Origin of the sequence: Actinomadura macrotermitis, assembly GCF_009604375.1 — a bacterium.
GTDB lineage: Bacteria > Actinomycetota > Actinomycetes > Streptosporangiales > Streptosporangiaceae > Spirillospora > Spirillospora macrotermitis.
In genome coordinates this window covers 1,472,063-1,489,720 of the sequence record NZ_WEGH01000001.1, presented here as the reverse complement: position 1 = coordinate 1,489,720, position 17,658 = coordinate 1,472,063, and the positions used below count along the sequence as shown (strand labels likewise).

Genomic DNA, 17,658 nt, shown 5'->3' with positions numbered 1-17,658 from the left:
CCTGGTGCACCACGAGCTGACCGCGCTCGCCGAACGCCTCACCGCGCTCGGCGAGCAGCCCGCCGCGCCGTGCCCGGACCCGGTGAACGCGGCCATGATCCGCAACTGGACGCAGGCCCTCGGCGACACCGGGACCTGGGACGACGTCGCGCCGCCCGCGATGATCCAGGTCTGGTCGATGCCGGGGCTCGGCGTCCCCAAGCAGGGCTCGATCGCCGACGAACCCCTCCGGCTGCTGAACGCCAGCGGCTACACCGGCGTCGTCGCGACCAACTGCGAGCAGACCTACGACCGCTATGTGAAGATCGGCGAGCGGCTCACCTCCACCATGCGGTTCGGGGGCGTCGCCGGGCCGAAGAAGACCGCGATGGGCGAGGGCTACTTCGTCACCTGGTACCAGTCCTGGTACGACGAGAACGACGAGCGCGTCGCCGAGATGCTGTTCCGGGTGCTGAAGTTCCAGCCGCGCAAGCGCTCCGCCGCCGCCCCGAAGAAAAGCGGCAAGTACCCGATGCAGCCCGCGATCGGACGCGACACGCAGTTCTACTGGGACGGCGTCAACGCCGGTGAGCTGCGGATCCAGCGGTGCGCGGACTGTGGAACGCTCCGGCACCCGCCGGGGCCGATGTGCCCGTCCTGCCACTCGGTGAACCGCGACTTCATCGTGGCCTCGGGCCGGGGCGTCGTCCACTCCTACGTCGTGCACCACCACCCGCCGGTGCCGGGCCGCACGCCGCCCTACGTCGTCGCGGTGGTCGAGCTGGCCGAGGGCGTCCGCGTCGTCGGCAACGTCAACGGATGCCCGCCGGACGACGTGGGGATCGGCATGCCGGTCCGGCTGGTCTTCGAGCGGATGGACGACGAGCTCGTCCTGCCGCAGTGGACCCCGGCGGACGCCCCGGACCCCGTCGTGGAGGAGCCGCCCGAACCCGAGGGCCGGCCGATCCCGCTCACCCCCACCTTCGTGATCGCGTCGGCGCTCGCCACCCGCGACTTCACCCCGGTGCACCACGACACCGCCCTCGCCCGCGCGCAGGGCTCCAAGGACATCTTCCTCAACATCCTCACCACCATGGGCCTCGTGCAGCGCCACGCCCTGGAGACCGTCCCGGGCGCGACCCTGGCGGGCATCGCGGTGCGGCTCGGCGTCCCCGCCTACGCGGGCGACACCCTCACCCTCACCGGCGAGCGCGTGGACGAGCACACCCTCACGGTGCGCGGCGCGGTGAGCCTCGGCGACCACGTCACCGCCACCGTCCGATTCAAGGAGGACGCATGACGCTCTCCGGCAGGGCCGCGATCGCCGGGATCGGCGCCACCGAGTTCTCCAAGGAGTCCGGCCGCTCCGAGCTGCGGCTCGCCGCCGAGGCGTGCCTGGCCGCGATCCGCGACGCCGGCCTCGCCCCCGCCGACGTGGACGGCCTGGTCACCTTCACCGCCGACGTCAACTCCGAGATCGCCGTCCAGCGCGAGCTCGGCATCCCGGCGCTGCGGTTCTTCTCCCGCGTCGACTACGGCGGCGGCGCGGCCTGCGGGACCGTCGCGCACGCCGCGATGGCCGTCGCGACGGGCCAGGCCGACGTCGTCGTCTGCTACCGGGCGTTCAACGAGCGCTCCGGGCACCGGTTCGGGCAGGCCAGCCCGTCCTCACGCGCCGACTCGACCGGCCTGGAGTTCTCCTGGCACCTGCCGTACGGGTTCGCGACACCGGCGGCCTGGGTCGCCATGCACGCCCGCCGCTACATGCACGAGTACGGCGCGACCAGCGAGGACTTCGGCCGCGTCGCCGTCGCGATGCGCCGCCACGCCGCGACCAACCCCGCCGCCTGGTTCCACGGCCGGCCGATCACCCTGGAGGAGCACCAGGCGTCCCGCTGGATCGTCGACCCGCTGCACCTGCTGGACTGCTGCCAGGAGTCCGACGGCGGCGTGGCCGTCGTCGTCACCAGCGCGGAGCGGGCCCGCGACCTGCCGCACCCGCCCGCCGTGATCCAGGCGGCCGCGCAGGGCACCGGGCCCGACCAGATGATGATGTTCGGGTACTACTCGGGCGACCTGGCCGCCCTGCCCGCCATGGGCAACGTGGGCGACACGCTGTGGCGGCAGTCGGGCCTGACCGCCGCCGACGTCCAGACCGCGATCCTCTACGACCACTTCACGCCGTTCGTCCTGGTGCAGCTCGAGGAGCTGGGCTTCTGCGGACGCGGCGAGGCGCGCGACTTCATCAAGGACGGCGGCATCGAGCTGGACGGCCACCTGCCGGTCAACCCGCACGGAGGCCAGCTCGGCGAGGCCTACATCCACGGGATGAACGGCATCACAGAAGGAGTGCGCCAGATCCGGGGCACCGCCGCGAACCAGGTCGCGGACGTGCGGAACGTCCTGGTCACGGCGGGCACGGGCGTCCCGACGAGCGGCCTGGTGCTCAGTACCGGCTGAGGTCCGGGGGAGTGCCGAGCCAGGCGCCCTCCACCAGGCGCCGGGGCAGGAAGTCCGACTCGACCGCGACGGGCCAGCCCCGGTCGTGCGCAAGGCAGGCGAGGCCGAGGGCGTCGAAGGAGAACATCGAGTCGATGTCGACGTCGTTGGACGGGTAGTAGTCGCGGTAGAGGTTCAGCGCCTCGGCCAGGACGGTGTCGAAGCCTTCCGGGTCATCCGCGACAAGCCGGTCCAGGAGCCGCACGTAGGGGTCGCGCAGGCACTCCCAGTGCTCGTCGCCGCCCTTGGCAAGAGCCCGATCCACATGGGGACGCGGGTCCTCGCCGGCCAGAAGGGCGCGCAGAGCGAGGGCGTACTCCAACGTGTCCGGAAGGTCGTGTCCGGACCGGAGCACGCCCTCGTCCAGCCCGGCGAGGAAGTCGAGGGTCGCCCGGTCCCGCGTGGCGAGCGCGACCGCGACGGCGGTGCGGTACTCCCAGGCGGGCGAGCTGATCCGCGAGCCACTGGCGGTGAGCACCTGCGTGTGGTCGCCGAGCGCGATCTCGACTTCCGTGCCGCGCGTCTCCCGCTCCAGCCGGAAGTAGGCGACGTAGGCCTGGCCGGCCAGCACCAGCTCCGTCCACTGCCGCACGTCCTCGGCGGCCGGGTCGAGCACGGACCGGAACCGGAAGGTCATCAGCCGGTCCTGAAGGAAGTGATGGAAGGCCGAGCCGCGCATGGAGACGATGACCTCGGGCCGGAAGCACTTCTTGATCGAGCCCTGATCGAGCTCGGCGCTGCTCCCCAGCCACCTTTCGGCGAACTCCGCCTCGAACGGGTGACGGGGCACCGGCCCGGCCGCCTCCGCCTTCTTCGGACCCGCGCCGGTCACAAGCCGCTCGGGCAGCCCGTCGATCTCCAGGGGCTCACCCCGATCGTGGGCGAGAGCGGCGAGACCGAGCAGCTCCCAGGGCAGCAGGTCCTTCACCCGCGTCGTGTCCGCCTGCCATCGCTGCACGGCCGCGTCCACCATGGCCTGGAAACCGTCGTCCAGCGGGGCGCCCGCCTGGTAAGCCAAAAGCGCCTTCGCCTGCGCATCATCGTCGGGGTGCAGGTAGGAGTAGGAGAGGCGCTTCAGCTTCCGCTCGTCCCGGCAGATCAACGCCAGGTGGAAGGCGTGCGCCCAGTCGCTCGCGAAGATGGTCTCCTCGTCCTCGACGGTGAACCCGAACCCGACCCCGAGGTACTCCACCCACCCCCGGGCCTCCTCGCCCACCGGCGTGGCGCACGCCTGGACGTACTCGGCGGCCAGCTCGGCGGCGCTGCGCAGCGCCTTCCAGGTGTCACGCCGCTCGATCCCCGGATCGTCGGTCACCGAGAGGGCCGCGACGTACTCCAGCAGCATGTCGCTGATCAGCTCGATGCTGTAGGGGCCGCCGTACTGGGCGAGCTTCACCGTCCGGTCGAGCTCGTCGGGGACGGCGTCCAGCGCCTTGCGCACGGCGGACTCGGGCACGGAACGGCGATTCACAGACATGCCACAAGATCGTACAAACGGTTACGAGGGGTCCGCCTGCTTCCGCCAGTAGGACAGATTGTCTTGCACGCTGCTGATGAGCGGGTGCTCGGAGCCGAGCACCCGCTGGCAGTCGACCAGTAGCTCCGCGAACGCTTCCACCGCGACTGCGGGATCGCCCGCGTATCCGCGCCAGTACGCGAGGTTGTTGCGGGTGGTGAGGGTGTCGGGGTGGTCGGGGCCCAGGATGCGAAGGCGGTCGGTGAGCAGTTCTTGGAAGGCGTCGGCGGCACCTGCGGGGTCGCCTGATCCCCCGCGCCAGTACGCGAGGTTGCTGCGGGTGGTGAGGGTGTGGGGGTGGTCGGGGCCCAGGATGCGAAGGCGGTCGGTGAGCAGTTCTTGGAAGGCGTCGGCGGCACCTGCGGGGTCGCCTGCCTCCCCGCGCCAGCGCGCCAGGTTGCTGCGGGTGGTGAGGGTGTCGGGGTGATCGGGGCCCAGGATGCGAAGGTGGTCGGTGAGCAGTTCTTGGAAGGCGTCGGCGGCACCTGCGGGGTCGCCTGATCCCCCGCGCCAGTACGCGAGGTTGTGGCGGGTGGCGAGGGTGTCGGGGTGGTCGGGGCCCAGGATGCGAAGGTGGTCGGTGAGCAGTTCTTGGAGCGCGTCGGCGGCACCTGCGGGGTCGCCTGATCCCCCGCGCCAGTACGCGAGGTTGCTGCGGGTGGCGAGGGTGTCGGGGTGGTCGGGGCCCAGGATGCGAAGGCGGTCGGTGAGCAGTTCTTGGAGCGCGTCGGCGGCACCTGCGGGGTCGCCTGCCTCCCCGCGCCAGCGCGCCAGGTTGCCGCGGGTGGTGAGGGTGTCGGGGTGATCGGGGCCCAGGATGCGAAGGCGGTCGGTGAGGAGTCCTTGGAAGGCGTCGGTGGCGCCTGCGGGGTCGCCTGCCTCCCCGCGCCAGTACGCGAGGTTGTGGCGGATGTCCAGCGTGTCAGAGTGAGCAGAGCCGAGTAGTTGATCGCAAATGGTCAGCAATTCGATGCATTCGGTTGCGGCGCCACTTGGCTGCCCAGCTGCACCAAGGCTCTCAACCGCGCAGAACAGCACCCCATGCATTTCCCCCTGCCAAAGCAAGGAGCCAGCAGCATGCCGCAGGGGCATGGTATTGGCGCGCAAGATCGGAGCAAGCTGTCCACGTTCCACCTCCGGCCACACCTCCAGCAATGCATCGGCAGCGGCCTGCACGGTGGCGGCGCGTTGTTCCGGAGTGAGGCTTTCTCGAGTGGCGCGTTGGACGAGGTTGTGCACGCGCACTTCCTGCGCGAAGGCCTCAGGGGTGTGGTCGATAAGACTGAACCGATGCAGGACACGCAGTGCGTCCCACACCAGATCGCTCTCGACTTCCTGTTCGCTGGGCCGGTGCTCGGCGAGATAGGTCAACGCGGCTTCACTGGTCAGCACAACAGCCGGGATGCCGTTCGGGTCCAGCATCGAGCAGAGCCACAGCAACGGCCGGGCCAGCCCCGCAGGACGGGCCCGGTCGGCTCGCTCGATGGACAGCGACCAGGCCGCTGCGACCACTGCCTGATGGTCGTCCGGTAGGCACCCAGGCTCAGGAAGGACGTCCGGTAGCTCACGGCGTCGATCGGCCAGCCGCGCCCGGTAGCCGGCACAGTCAAGGCCCGCGTCCACCATGTAGGCCGCCGCCTGCGCCAACGCCAGCGGCAGCCACCCGACGTCCTCGGCGAGCCCGTCCACCTGCGCGCTGTCATCGTCCAGACCGTGCACGGCGAGCTTGGCGGTCAGGTAGGCGCGAGCCTCATCCGGGGTGAACAGCTCGACGTCGATCAGCCGCCGTCCCTGCCCGCTGAGCACGGCGTCACGACGGCGGGTGGTCACCACGACCCGGCCGTTCCCGCTGTCCGGCGGCCACCAGCCGCGCAGGTCACCGGGTTCCTGCACGTCGTCCAGCACGATCAGCCAGCGGTCGTCGGTGGTGGCCGCCCACTCCAGGAAGCGCCGCGCCTCCTGCTTCTGGTCGCCGGGGACGGCCGGCAGGCCCAGCGCGGTTGCGGCGTCCGCATAAGCGGCCACGATCTCCACGGTCGAGGACGCGGTCACCCACACCAGCACGTCCACTTGCTGTTCGCGGGCGTATGCGGCGGCGAGCTGGGTCTTGCCGACGCCTCCCATCCCGGCGAGCACCTGGCAGAGCACCACCGTGCCGCCGCCGGCGGCCATCTTCTCCAGCTTGGACGCGGCCTCGCGCCGCTGGAAGCAGTCGGCGGCCCGTGGCACCACCCCGACCTGCACCCGTGGCGCCGAACCGGTTCCCTCCGGCGCAGAGCTGTTCTTCTCCAGACGCTGGATACGGTCCCGCGCCTCCAGCCAAGGCCCCGCATCCCTCCCGAACGCCTTGGCAAGTGCCTTCAACGTGCTGGGCCGAGGCAAAGCGGTCACATCACTGACGGCCTTGCGCACCGTCGCCGGGCTCAGTCCGTCCGCCGCCTCCGCGAGCCGGTGGTGGCTCCACCCATCCCGGACGAACAGCAGCCCCAGCTGCTCCACCAGCTCCTGCCGGGTGCGGATCTGCGCCGGATCGATCTGCGCCACCCTCACGCCCTTTCCCCCCGACCAGGCATCTCTGTTCATCTTCGTTCACAAACCAGCACACACCATGAGCGACGACCGGCGCAGACGAACAGCTTCGCCAAGTGAACGCGATCTCCTCGAACCTGAACAGCCCGTGGTCGCACGCTCTCCCTGCACGCCGGCGCACCCGCCCGGCGGCCGGACAAGGAGAGACGATGACCGTCCTGACCCCTCAGCGGCCCGACCGGACCCGCAGACTCAAGCGGACGGGTCGGCGGTTGATGCACGCAGCCCTCTTCGCCGCCGTGCGCGGCCTGGCCTACGCGGCCGGCACCGGCGCGGGCGGCGCCCTCATCTGGTGGATCACCCACCGCTGACCGTCATCCGGTGCCTCGGCGCAGGCCGGGGCCACCGGGCGGCTCACAGAGAGAACGCCGCGCGCGCCTCGCTGAATAGACGGCGGTAGCCGTCCGCCCCGAAGGCGGCCGCCGCCGCGAACAGCGCGTCGACGGCCCCGTGCAGCGGATCGGCTTCGACTGCCGCCCACACCGCAGGGAGCGCCGCCGCCTGCTGCGAGAAGTCGTCGATGGTGGTTTCTGGAAGCGTCACCCCCGTGGACGGCACGCGCTCATCGGCGAACAACCTGTCCCAAGCCCGTTCTTCGTCATCGAACGGCGCGGGCAGGCTCCGGCCGGCATCGGCGGCTTCCAGGGCCGCGGCGATCCAGTCGATCCGCGCCAGCCCGGCCTCGTCACAGGCCCGCCGCGCGGCCCAGCACGCAACCCGGCGCTGCAGATCAGACCCGGCAGCGGCCAGCGCCTCGGCCAGGCCGTGGTCCAGTTCGACCAGACCGTAGACGTTGCCCGGTATCCGCCGTAGCCGCTCACTGGGTAAGCGCCCGCCCCAGTCCGCCACCTCCGCCTCCTCTGCCCGCAGCCGTTGGGCGCGTTCCTCCTCCAGCCGCGCCTGCTCGGCAGCGGCCGCCCGATCTTCGGGAGTCGGCGGCGGAGGCAGCTCCCGGGCCACCCTGTGCCAGTACGCGGCGGCCTCGCTCGTCTGTTTCAGGACCTGATCCGGGGCCGAGGGCGCGGGCCAGAACTGGAGGAGGTAGCGGTCAGGCTGTGGCCGGCCGTCGAAGCGGATATCGGCGCCATGAGCCTCATCCATCCCATGCGCGCAATAACGGACGCGATAGTCCGTGGCCTCCAGGTCCAGTTCCCATGCGTCCTCACCGGCCCACTGCACCAGGGCGACATCGTCATTGGTCGGTGCGAAGGACGCTTCCACCACGTCTTCCCAGCTCGGATCGAGCGGCGGCGGGCCGTCGTGCAGTTCGACAGTGAAGGCGATGCTCCCGGTGTGCGTGCTGGTGATCAGGAACAGCCGCCCCGGTGTCGCGGCCCCGCACAGGCCGTTCTGCTGCCCAGCGAGATCTTCATGGAGGTCCATCTCGAAATCGTCGGCGCTCTGCACATAGATCTGGCCATAGCTCACATGCACTACGCCGTCGAACAGCTTCTCCACGCTGGCCCCTTCCGCGTCGGTCAGGCCACCGTGGCACCCGCCACCGACAGAACGGCTTTCACGGAAAGGCTGAAGTTCCTGCCTGCTCACTTGGGATCAGGATCTGGTACGCCGGCCCAGTCGGCAGGCCGCAGTGGTGGTGTTTCGCCTTGGCCGCCATCAGTTCCGCACCGGCTGTTCCCGCTCGAACTCGGCGATCTCGGTGCGCGGTTCCTCGGGGTTCCGGCGTCGATGCCGGCCTGCACGCCAACGCCGCCATGTGATCCGGCCGTGCCGTCTGCCGGTCCGGCCCGTGGAGCCCGGGAAACGAGGTGCGATCGTCGGATCACATCTGTCGTGCGCGTAGGACGGGCTCGGCGAGGAGGCGGGCGGCGAGCGTACGGTCGCAGCCGAGCACGGTGTACGAGAGGTCGGGGTCGCTTGACAGGCACCAGGTGCGGTCGGCGGGCCAGAGCATCGTCACAGGCTGTTCGTAGTCCCAGCGGGCCTCCCATGCGGTGTACACCAGGTCCTGGAGGGGGCCGGCGACCAGGAGGTAGGTGATGTGCCCGCTTACCCGCTCGGCGATGTCGCCGGGGCTGTCGGCGGACACGGCGTCTTCCGGCGGCGACGCCGGACCGGGACCGGTGGAAGTGATGAGGAGTTCCGTGCCGGAGCCGGGGTCGGCGTCATAGGACGCCAGGCAGGCCGGGGCGCCGGGGCCGGTGGTGGTGAGGAGGATCCGGTCGAGGACGGTCTTCTGCCTGTCCGACGGGTGTCCTTCGGTTGAGGACGGCCCATGGAAGGGCGCGGTCAGGTCGCTGGTGGCCGGTTCGGCACCGGGGTGAAGCACCGCGATCGTATGGTCGTAGGCCGCCGGCAGCGGAGGGCCGTCAGCCTGTTCGGCCGAGACGGCGACCCAGGCGGCGAACCAGGCGAGCTGATCCGGGGTGATGCGTTCGAGCATGGGACAAACCTATATCGCCCCAGGGTCGATCGCATTCTCGGAATATCCGGCGGCCTGACCTGCGACAAAGCCCTATGGGACGGGTGATTGCCGAAAATCATCTCGTCCATTGGTCTCTTTGCCGATACGATGATGCGTGCCCGCGGCCATGTCGGCTATCGCGCCCCCGTTCCGCGGCGAGGTGGTGGGAGTTGCTTCGGGAAGGCTGGATCTGTCAAAGCGAACCGATGTGCCCGTGATAATTTCCATCGCCCCTCATGGCACTCGGTCTAGCCGGTTGAGAATGTGATCAACTCCTGATACTTTCCCCCTGACTGTCCGACACAGCAGGAGGAAAAATGAAGACGCTATCGAGGATGACCTGCTTTTCCGCAGCCCTCGCGATCAGCGCGATCTCGTTCTCTCCGGCACCCGTTCACGCCGAGACCGCCTCTCCGGCCAGGCCCGTCGCCGCAAGCCTGGATGACGATCAGGCCTTCACTTTCACGGCCCGGTCGACCGCGGCCGGCATCCAGAGCAGCGCCGCCTCGGTGATCACCTGCAGGGGCTCGTTCAAGGGCGGCAAGCCCTATGACGCTCCGCATCCCGGGGCGAGCTCGAAGAAGCGGAAGATCAACGCACACCTGTCGGTCACCTGCACCGGCACGGGTGCCGGCGCGACGCGCGTCACGGTCAGTTCCGTGATGATCGATGGCCACCGGGCGGGCAAGGCGAGTACGGGCAGCGGCTGGGGCAAGGCCCGGACCGGCGGCGACCTCGCCTGTGTGAAGAGCAAGCGCGCCTACCAGGCCGTGGGCCGCGTGGTCATCAAGTTCCCCCCGCGGTACACCCCTCCGTCGGCGACCCTGTCCGCCCGCAGCCTCGCCAAGGCATTCAAGAAGAACGGGAAGGGAATCTGCGTCAAACCCTGACCGAGCATTTCAACGATGCTTGCCTGAAATCCTCATCCCCTAAGTCCATGACGGCACACTGGCCTGTGGGAACGCTGCCCGGCGGGGATTTCAGGCAGGCTCGGGTCTTGCGCGCCACCGGCGTCGGCAGCCCCGCACATACGCCCGCGCCTGGCGGCATGGTTCCACGCAGTTCACCCTGACCCCCTGTCCCGGCTCGGTGTTCTTCATGCCGCTGTCCACCGACCGTCTGTAGACGCACGAAATCCGGTCCTCGGCGCTCGGCGCCGAAGCCGTTCACAGGAACGGCCACACATTCCTCAAGGTGCCGTCTGACCTTGCCCGGCACTCCGGGCTGCGCCGAGGATGCTCGTTCGGCGGGGGCCGGGCGAGGGTACGGCCTTGATCACTGTGGGGGATCGGGGGAGGCGGCGCATGGGGGCTGAGGACGGGGCGCTGGACGAGGGGGAGGCCGCGCGGGTGATGCGGCTCGCGGCGCGGCTCGGGGACGAGATGCTGGCGGCGGGCGCCGAGACGCGGACCGTGGTGATGGCGCTCGACGTGGTCGCCCGGCGGTTCGGGATGCCCGGGCTGACGATCGACCTGGCGGCGCGGTGCATCCACCTGCAGAACGCCGTGGAGCGGGACCGGCCGCTGGTGATGCTGCAGCCGACGCAGTCCGGCGACGACAAGGACCTGGTGCGGATGAGCCTGCTGCACCGGCTCGTCACCGACATCGCCACGGAGCGGATCGGGGTGGCCGAGGCCGAGGACCGCATCGACCGCATCGATGAGGACGCGCGGCGGTGGCCCTGGTGGGTGCGGGTGGCCGGCAGCGCGCTGCTGGCGGCGATGATCAGCCTGCAGGCGGGCGGGACGGCGGTGGGCGCCGTGCTGGCGGCGGCGGTGCTGGTGCTGGTCGACCGGTCGGGCGCGGCGCTGCGGCGCGGCGGGCTGCCCGGCTTCTACATCACGATGTTCCAGGCCGCGCTGGTGGTGGTGTCCGGCCTGGTGTGCTACCTGCTCGGCGGGTCGGGCCGGACCGTGGCGGGGCTGATGACGGCCAACCTGGTGCTGATGCTGCCGATCCTGTCGGTGGTGTCGCTGGTCGAGGACGCCGTCGCCGGGTTCGACTCGATCGCGGCCAGCCGCATGGTCGGCGTGATCATGGCGATCGGCGCGCTGGTGGCCGGGGTGGCGATCGCCGGCGGGTTGATCCTGACCGGCACCGCCTTCGAGCAGGTCGCCTACGGGGTGAAGTTCGCCTCGCTGCCGCTGCTCCTCGGGCTGCTGGCGGCGGCGGTGGGGGCGGCCGGCAACACGCTGGCCAACGGCGGCGCGGTCCGGCTCGTCCCGGCCGGCGTCGCGGCAGGGCTGCTGGCCGCGGCGGTCAACAACGTGGCCCGCGACGTGCTCGGGCAGAGCGCGCCGCTGTCGGTGCTGCTGGCCGCGGTCGTCCTCGGGGCGGTCGCGACCTGGGCCGGGACGCGGCTGCTGGTGCCCTCGACGGCGCTGGTCATCCCCGGCGTCACCGGTGCGCTGCTGCCCGGGCCCGACGTCTACATCGGCCTGGTCCGCTACGCGTCCGGCGTCGGCGGCGCGGGCCACGCGCTGGGCGGCGCGCTGATCACCACGGCCGCGATCGGGGTGGGGGTGGTGCTGGGCAACTTCGCCGGCTCGCGCCGGATCCTCAAGGGCGCGCCGGACGTCCCGTGGTGACCCCTCAGCCGGAGGCGTCCTCGATCCGCGCCACCGCGGCCTTCTGGATGAGGGAGTTGGGGACCGAGAACCGGCCGTCGGCGCTGTCGATCTCCACGTAGAGGATGCCGATCCCGTGCACGGTCCCCTCCAGCTCGCCGCCGAGCGGCCCGGACCGGACGTTCACCCGGTCGCCGATGTCGAACGGGTGCGCGTACAAGATCATGATCCCGGCGAAGATGTTGGCCAGCGTCTGCTGGCCGGCGATGCCGAGGAGCACGCCGGTGACCGCGCCGCCGAGGACCAGCTGGCCGATGGGCACCCGCAGCAGGCTGAACGTCATGGTCACGGTGAGCAGCCCGCCGGTGAGCACGATCGTCAGGCGCACCAGCGCCGCGTGGGAGTCGCCGAGGGTGGGCAGCGTGATCCGGCGCATCTCGTTGCCGAGCCGGACCGTCGCGGTGAGCGCGGCGACCAGGAAGACCACCGCCCCGCTCCAGCACAGCACCTTCTCGTGCCAGTGGCCGCTGGTGGGGTCGCCGAGGTGGGCGACCAGCACCGCGCACACCGCCAGCGCGCAGAGCACGGACACCTGACGCAGCCTGGGCCGCAACGGCAGCCGTGAGATAAGTCGCTCTGAGTCCACGCCCCATGCCTTACCGGTCGTCTCGCGTCACCAGGACGGATGCCCTCTCGCCGCCAAGGCCACACGGATCACATGGTCAAGGACTGTTCCGCGGCGCGGGGACCACCAGGCCCGACTCGTAGGCGAGCACGACGAGCTGGGCGCGGTCGCGGACGCCGAGCTTGGCCATGGCCCGGTTGACGTGGGTCTTGGCGGTCAGCGGGGTGATCGCCATGCGGGCGGCGATCTGGTCGTTGGACAGGCCCTGCGCGACCAGGACGACGGCCTCGCGTTCGCGGCCGGTCAGCCCCTCCGGCCCGCGGCCGGTGCGGACCGGCTGGGTGACGAACCGGTCGATGAGCCGGCGGGTGATCGACGGCGCCAGCAGCGCGTCGCCGCGCGCGGCGACCCGCACGGCGTGCAGGAAGTCCTCGGGCAGGATGTCCTTGACCAGGAACCCGGCGGCGCCGGCGCGCAGCGCGTCCAGGACGTGCTCGTCCATGCCGTAGTTGGTGAGGATGACGACGTGCACCCCGGCCAGGGCCGGGTCCGCGGCGATGCGCCGGGTCGTCTCGATGCCGTCCATGACCGGCATCTGGATGTCGACGAGGGCGATGTCGGGCAGGTGCGCGCGGGCGAGGGCGAGGCCCTGCGCCCCGTCGGCGGCCTCGGCGACCACCTCGATGTCGTCCTCGAGGTCCAGCAGGGCGCGGAACCCGCTGCGCAGCAGCGGCTGGTCGTCGACCAGCAGGACGCGGATCACGGCGCCGGCTCCACGGGGAGCTCGGCCTGGACGGTGAAGCCGCCCTCGCCGCGCGGCCCGGCGTGCAGCCGGCCGCCGAGGGCGGTGACGCGCTCGCGCATGCCGAGCAGCCCGACGCCGGGCGGCGCGGTGCCCGGCCCGGCCGCGCCGTCGTCGTCGACGCGGACCGCCAGGGCGTCGGGGCGGCAGTCGATCCGGACCGACGCGGAGGCGGCGCCCGCGTGCCGGGCGACGTTGGTGAGCGCCTCCTGGACGATCCGGTAGACGGTCCGGCCCACCGCGGCCGGCACGCCCTGCCGCCGCCCCTCGATCGTCAGCGTCGCGTCCAGGCCGATGGCGCGGGCCCGCTCCACCAGCTCGGGGACGTGCTCGAGCCCGCGCGGCGGGGCGGTGCCGTCGTCGCGCAGCGCCTCCAGGGTCGCGCGCAGCTCCCGGGCCGCCTCCCGCCCGGCCTCCTGGATCGCCAGCAGCGCCTCGGGCACCTGCTCGCCGCGCCGGCGCGCCACGTGCACCGCGACCTCGGCCTGCACCTTGACGATCGAGATCTGGTGGGTGAGCGAGTCGTGCAGCTCGCGCGCGATGCGCAGCCGCTCCTCGTCGGCGCGGCGCCGCGCGGTCTCCTCCCGGGTGCGCTCGGCCTCGTCGGCGCGCCGCTCGGCCTGCCGCAGCGCCTCGCCCGCGGCGCCGGCGGCGACGAGCCAGGCGATCTCCAGGGCGCCACGGGCCTGCGCGAGCGCCCGGCCGGTGTCGTGCAGGCCCGAGATCACGGCCGCGAGGGGCAGCGCCGCCAGCATGGCCACGCTCGCCGCCACCGTGACGGCGCGGTGCCCGGCCCGCACGGCCGCGTACACCGCGAACAGGAACGCGACGGCGGGCACGTCGAACCCGGCCGCCTGGTAGCCCACCGTGCACAGCCCGGTGGCGGCGAGGACGGGGACCGGGGCGAGGCGGCGCGCGGCCAGCGCCAGGCCGCCGGCCGCCAGCAGCGCGCAGCCGAGCGGGTCGAAGCCCTGCTCGGACAGCCCGGTGACCAGCAGGACCGTCGCCACGGCGACGGCGATCGCCCAGTCTTTCATGCCGATCTGTCCGCTGCCCATGCGCGCACCCTAGCCGGACGGCGGCGCGGGCGGCTCCTGCGCGCGGACGACCGGCCGGCTACCGCGGCCGCGGTACTCGCGCGGCCCGTGCCGCGTTCGCGGTAGCCGGGTGCGGCGCCGGCGGGAGGGCGGATCACCCGCCCCGGGCGGACGACCGGAGGCGGGCCCGGCGGACATGATCACGTCACACCCCGCCGTACCCGAAGGAGCCCCTCATGCCAGACACGTTCCTGCTCGCCGCCGACGCCTACTCCATGGGCCCCGGCCGGATCGGGGCCATCGTGGCCGCGCTGTCGGGGCTGGCCGGCGTGGTCGCCGGCGGCCTCGCCCTGGCCCGCGCCGCCCGCTTCGGCCGGAACGGAGCCGTCGCGGCCCTCGGCGCGGGCGTGGTCGCCATGGTCGCCGGCGGGCTCGTCGTGGTCACCGCCGACGGCGGCCTCGGCACCGGCAACGGCCTGGGCGGCGGTATCTTCGCCCTGATGCTGGGGCTGGTCGCCGTGATCCTCGGCGGCCTGTCCCTGTCCCGCTCCCGCCGCACCACCTGACCGCGTCCGGCCGGTCCGCGCAGGGCGGCGGCCATATAGGCGAGGAACGCGAGCCCGGCCACCAGGTAGCAGTTGGCGACGAGCGTCAGCGGCCCGTGGAACCCGAACTGCAGCCGGTGGCCGCCGTGCGGCGTCCACCACAGCGGCGACAGGGCGAAGAGCAGGTACGCACCCGCCGCCGGGACGCGGGCGCCGTTCCGGACGAGCACGAGCAGCGCCGGCACGACCCACAGCCAGTGGTGCGCCCAGGAGATCGGGGAGACCAGCAGTCCCGTTGTCCCCGTCACCGCCGCAGCGGCCAGCCAGTCGTTCCGGCGCGCCCACAGTGCCGCGACGGCCAGACCGGCGAGCCCGAGCGCCAACGGCACGGCGAAGAACCAGCCGGGCACGTCGTTCGCACTACCGAGGATGCGGGCCGCCGCGGCGAACGGGGACTGGTTGCTGATGTAGGTGACGCCCACACGTGAGGTGTCGCAGAAGGTGCCCTTCCAATAGACACGGGACGCTTCCGGCGCGATGAGGTAGGCGATGGAGGTGCAGAGGGCGAAAGTGCCGCCGGCTATGAACGCGTCCTTGAAGCGCCGCGTCACCAAAAGCATGACGATGAAGATGCCCGGGGTCAGCTTGATGGCTGCGGCGATGCCGATTCCGATGCCCGCGGCTCGGTTCAGGGAAACGCGCCGGATATCGGTGAGCACGAGAGCCAGCAGGAAAGGGTTCACCTGCCCCAGAAAGATGGACTGCCACATGGGCTGAAGCAGGAGGCCGAGGGCCACAGTGGTGGCGATCACCCGCCTCGATGGGCGGTGACCTGCGAGCTTGAGCGCCATCGCGCAGGCCCAGGCGAACGCCCCGACCGACGCCGACTGCCACAGGACACGCGCGACGGCGAGCGGCAGTTCCGCGAGAGGAATGAACAGCGTGGCCGCGAAGGGCGTGTTGGTGTACCAGAGACCGGCGTGCCGTTTCAGATAGAGGTCCGCGCCCTGAGTGACCGCATCCCCGCCAAGCCGGTAAATGCGGAAATCCAAGGAATCCCAGAAGGCGGCGAACAGCAGCACGGCCACGATCTGGGCGGCCAGCAGTCCATAAACAGCGGGGAAGGGCGAACGTCTCACGGCATCGTTCCGTCCATGGGGGCAGGGCGGTCAACGTTGTCGTGAGCGCCCCTCGCGGGGCATCGGGCCGGCGGCGGCAATCCCCGGCGCGACAGTGGCCCTGGGGCGTACGCCCGCGGGCCGATGTGCCGGGGTGATCATGTGGCTACGATCGCCGCATGTCCGTTATGCCGCGTTCGCTGCCGCCGGTCGTGCGGACGGCCCTGCGCTGGTGCGGCGCCCTGGCGTTCCCGCTGCTCCTGGCCGCGCTGGCGCAGCTGGTCAAGGGCGACCGCGACGGCTGGGGCCTGCTCATGGTGCTGCTGCTCATGCTGCTGCCCGTCGGCCTGCTGCTCCGCCGGCCGCTGCCCGCCCTCGCGCTGATGCTCGCCTGCTGGGCCGGCGGGGCGGTGACCGTCACCTCGTGGGGCGTCGGCTACGTGATGATCCTGATGGACGACCTGGCGGTCGCCCTCATCGCGGCGACCCGGCCGCGCCGGACCTCGGCCGCCGCCGCCGCGCTGACGGCCGCGGTGCAGCTCGTCGCCGCGTTCGCCTACATCTCCGGCCCGGCCGGCCTCTCCCGCACGGTCGTGATCATCGTGCTGGGCGTCCTGGTGGCCTGGACGGCCGGCGACTCGGCCCGCGAGCGCCGCGAGCACGCCGGGCAGCTGCGCGACCGGGCCGCCGCGCAGGCCGTCACCGAGGAGCGGCTGCGGATCGCCCGCGAGCTGCACGACATGGTCGCGCACAGCATCGGGATCATCGCGATCCAGGCCGGGGTCGGCAGCCGGGTGATCGAGACCCAGCCGGCCGAGGCGCGCAACGCGCTGAGCGCGATCGAGGCGACCAGCCGGGAGACCCTGGCCGGGCTGCGCCGGATGCTCGGCGCGCTGCGCCAGGCCGGGCCCGTCCCGCTCGGCTCCGCGCCGGGCCTGGCCGACGTGGCGCGGCTGGCCGAGGCGACGGCGGGCGCGGGGGTGCGGGTGGAGGTGCGCTGGCGCGGCGAGCGGCGGCCGCTGCCCGCCGAGATCGAGCAGTCGGCGTTCCGCATCGTGCAGGAGGCGGTCACGAACGTGGTGCGGCACGCCGGGGTGCCCGAGTGCCGGGTGACGATCGAGCAGCGCGCGGGGGAGCTGGCCGTGGAGGTCCTGGACGAGGGGAGCGGCGGCGGGCCGGGCGGCGCCGGCTACGGGATCGTCGGCATGCGCGAGCGGGTCGGCCTGCTGCACGGCGACTTCGCCGCCGGGCCGCGGCCCGGCGGCGGCTTCCGGGTGGCGGCGCGGCTGCCGGTGCCGCGGTGATCCGCGTCGCGCTGGTGGACGACCAGCCCCTCATCCGCGCCGGCCTGCGCGTGCTCATCGCCGACACCCCCGGCCTGGAGCTCGCCGGGGAGGCCGGGACGGGCGCCGAGGCGGTCCGGCTGGCGCGCGAGACGCGGCCCGACGTGGTCGTGATGGACATCCGGATGCCCGGCATGGACGGCATCGAGGCCACCCGGCGGATCACCGCGGAGGCGGGGGCGGCGCGGGTGCTGGTCCTCACCACCTTCGACGACGACGAGTACGTCTACGGCGCGCTGCGCGCGGGCGCGAGCGGCTTCCTGGTCAAGGACATGGCGCTGGAGGAGATCCTGGCCGGCATCCGGGTCGTCGCCGCCGGCGACGGGCTGATCGCGCCGAGCGTCACCGGCCGCCTGATCGCCGAGTTCGCCGCCCGGCCCGAGCCGGCGCCGGCGCGGCGTCCGGTCCCGGGCATCACCGAGCGCGAGCGTGAGGTGCTGGCGCTGGTCGGCCGCGGCCTGTCCAACGGCGAGATCGCCGCGGAGCTGTGCATCAGCGCGGCGACGGCCAAGGCGCACGTGGCGCGGCTGTTCGCCAAGCTGGACGCCCGCGACCGCGTGCACCTGGTGATCATCGCCTACGAGCTGGGGCTGGCCGGCCCGCCGCGCTGAGC

15 protein-coding genes and 1 pseudogene are annotated in these 17,658 nt (G+C 72.1%); 8 read left to right on the top strand and 8 right to left on the bottom strand.

Annotated elements, in window-relative coordinates:
• Positions 1 to 4: 4 nt before the first annotated feature.
• Complete coding sequence (locus ACRB68_RS42380; RefSeq protein WP_328593842.1) at positions 5 to 1,279, top strand: OB-fold domain-containing protein; 1,275 nt, start codon at positions 5 to 7, stop codon at positions 1,277 to 1,279.
• On the top strand, positions 1,276 to 2,439 hold the full coding sequence (locus tag ACRB68_RS06640; protein ID WP_153531256.1) for a lipid-transfer protein: 1,164 nt from the start codon (positions 1,276 to 1,278) through the stop codon (positions 2,437 to 2,439). The genes ACRB68_RS42380 and ACRB68_RS06640 overlap by 4 nt, the downstream gene beginning before the upstream one ends.
• On the opposite strand, the gene ACRB68_RS06635 is transcribed toward ACRB68_RS06640, so the two are convergent.
• Positions 2,426 to 3,955: an Imm49 family immunity protein gene (locus tag ACRB68_RS06635; RefSeq protein WP_153531255.1), complete on the bottom strand. Its 1,530-nt coding sequence runs from the start codon at positions 3,953 to 3,955 to the stop codon at positions 2,426 to 2,428. The genes ACRB68_RS06640 and ACRB68_RS06635 overlap by 14 nt on opposite strands.
• Positions 3,956 to 3,976: 21 nt before the next feature.
• Positions 3,977 to 6,538, bottom strand: coding sequence for a tetratricopeptide repeat protein (locus ACRB68_RS06630; RefSeq protein ID WP_207709587.1), 2,562 nt, complete (start codon positions 6,536 to 6,538; stop codon positions 3,977 to 3,979).
• A 194-nt stretch (positions 6,539 to 6,732) separates the two neighbouring features.
• Between ACRB68_RS06630 and ACRB68_RS40085 the strand changes: the two genes are divergently transcribed.
• Positions 6,733 to 6,894 (top strand): hypothetical protein, encoded by a 162-nt coding sequence (locus ACRB68_RS40085; protein WP_194293204.1) that lies wholly within the window; start codon positions 6,733 to 6,735, stop codon positions 6,892 to 6,894.
• 43 nt (positions 6,895 to 6,937) lie between these two features.
• Here ACRB68_RS40085 and ACRB68_RS06625 read toward each other — a convergent pair whose 3' ends face one another.
• Together ACRB68_RS06625 and ACRB68_RS06620 are read right to left on the bottom strand one after the other, a co-directional pair.
• Complete coding sequence (locus tag ACRB68_RS06625) at positions 6,938 to 8,041, bottom strand: hypothetical protein (RefSeq protein ID WP_207709586.1); 1,104 nt, start codon at positions 8,039 to 8,041, stop codon at positions 6,938 to 6,940.
• Positions 8,042 to 8,366: 325 nt separating this feature from the next.
• A complete protein-coding gene (locus tag ACRB68_RS06620) occupies positions 8,367 to 8,987 on the bottom strand; it encodes a hypothetical protein (RefSeq protein ID WP_153531254.1) in 621 nt (206 codons plus the stop codon).
• 338 nt (positions 8,988 to 9,325) lie between these two features.
• On the opposite strand from ACRB68_RS06620, the gene ACRB68_RS06615 reads away from it, so the two are divergent.
• Positions 9,326 to 9,898 carry a hypothetical protein gene (locus ACRB68_RS06615; protein ID WP_153531253.1) on the top strand — a complete coding sequence of 191 codons (573 nt, stop codon included), beginning with the start codon at positions 9,326 to 9,328 and terminating at the stop codon, positions 9,896 to 9,898.
• Between the two features lie 414 nt (positions 9,899 to 10,312).
• Complete coding sequence (locus ACRB68_RS06610) at positions 10,313 to 11,596, top strand: threonine/serine exporter family protein (RefSeq protein WP_194293203.1); 1,284 nt, start codon at positions 10,313 to 10,315, stop codon at positions 11,594 to 11,596.
• A 4-nt stretch (positions 11,597 to 11,600) separates the two neighbouring features.
• Here the strand turns inward: ACRB68_RS06610 and ACRB68_RS06605 are convergent, their stop codons facing one another.
• The 3 genes from ACRB68_RS06605 to ACRB68_RS06595 all read right to left on the bottom strand — a co-directional run bounded on the left by ACRB68_RS06605 (position 11,601) and on the right by ACRB68_RS06595 (position 14,060).
• Positions 11,601 to 12,167: a mechanosensitive ion channel domain-containing protein gene (locus tag ACRB68_RS06605; protein WP_328593841.1), complete on the bottom strand. Its 567-nt coding sequence runs from the start codon at positions 12,165 to 12,167 to the stop codon at positions 11,601 to 11,603.
• A 130-nt stretch (positions 12,168 to 12,297) separates the two neighbouring features.
• Entirely contained in the window at positions 12,298 to 12,963 is a 666-nt protein-coding gene (locus ACRB68_RS06600; RefSeq protein ID WP_328593839.1) for a response regulator transcription factor, read from the bottom strand.
• Positions 12,960 to 14,060, bottom strand: a complete 1,101-nt coding sequence (locus ACRB68_RS06595; RefSeq protein WP_153531251.1) for a sensor histidine kinase — start codon at positions 14,058 to 14,060, stop codon at positions 12,960 to 12,962. The genes ACRB68_RS06600 and ACRB68_RS06595 overlap by 4 nt, the downstream gene beginning before the upstream one ends.
• A gap of 215 nt (positions 14,061 to 14,275) precedes the next feature.
• On the opposite strand from ACRB68_RS06595, the gene ACRB68_RS41020 reads away from it, so the two are divergent.
• Positions 14,276 to 14,605: a DUF6223 family protein gene (locus tag ACRB68_RS41020; protein ID WP_328593838.1), complete on the top strand. Its 330-nt coding sequence runs from the start codon at positions 14,276 to 14,278 to the stop codon at positions 14,603 to 14,605.
• Positions 14,606 to 14,871: 266 nt separating this feature from the next.
• Here ACRB68_RS41020 and ACRB68_RS41015 read toward each other — a convergent pair.
• A pseudogene (locus ACRB68_RS41015) lies at positions 14,872 to 15,666 on the bottom strand (glycosyltransferase 87 family protein); the annotation flags it as partial.
• Positions 15,667 to 15,881: 215 nt separating this feature from the next.
• Between ACRB68_RS41015 and ACRB68_RS41010 the strand changes: the two are divergent.
• Together ACRB68_RS41010 and ACRB68_RS41005 are read left to right on the top strand one after the other, a co-directional pair.
• Positions 15,882 to 17,006, top strand: coding sequence for a sensor histidine kinase (locus ACRB68_RS41010; protein ID WP_235958756.1), 1,125 nt, complete (start codon positions 15,882 to 15,884; stop codon positions 17,004 to 17,006).
• Entirely contained in the window at positions 17,003 to 17,656 is a 654-nt protein-coding gene (locus ACRB68_RS41005; protein ID WP_328593837.1) for a response regulator transcription factor, read from the top strand. Before ACRB68_RS41010 ends, ACRB68_RS41005 begins: the two co-directional genes overlap by 4 nt.
• Positions 17,657 to 17,658 lie beyond the last annotated feature (2 nt).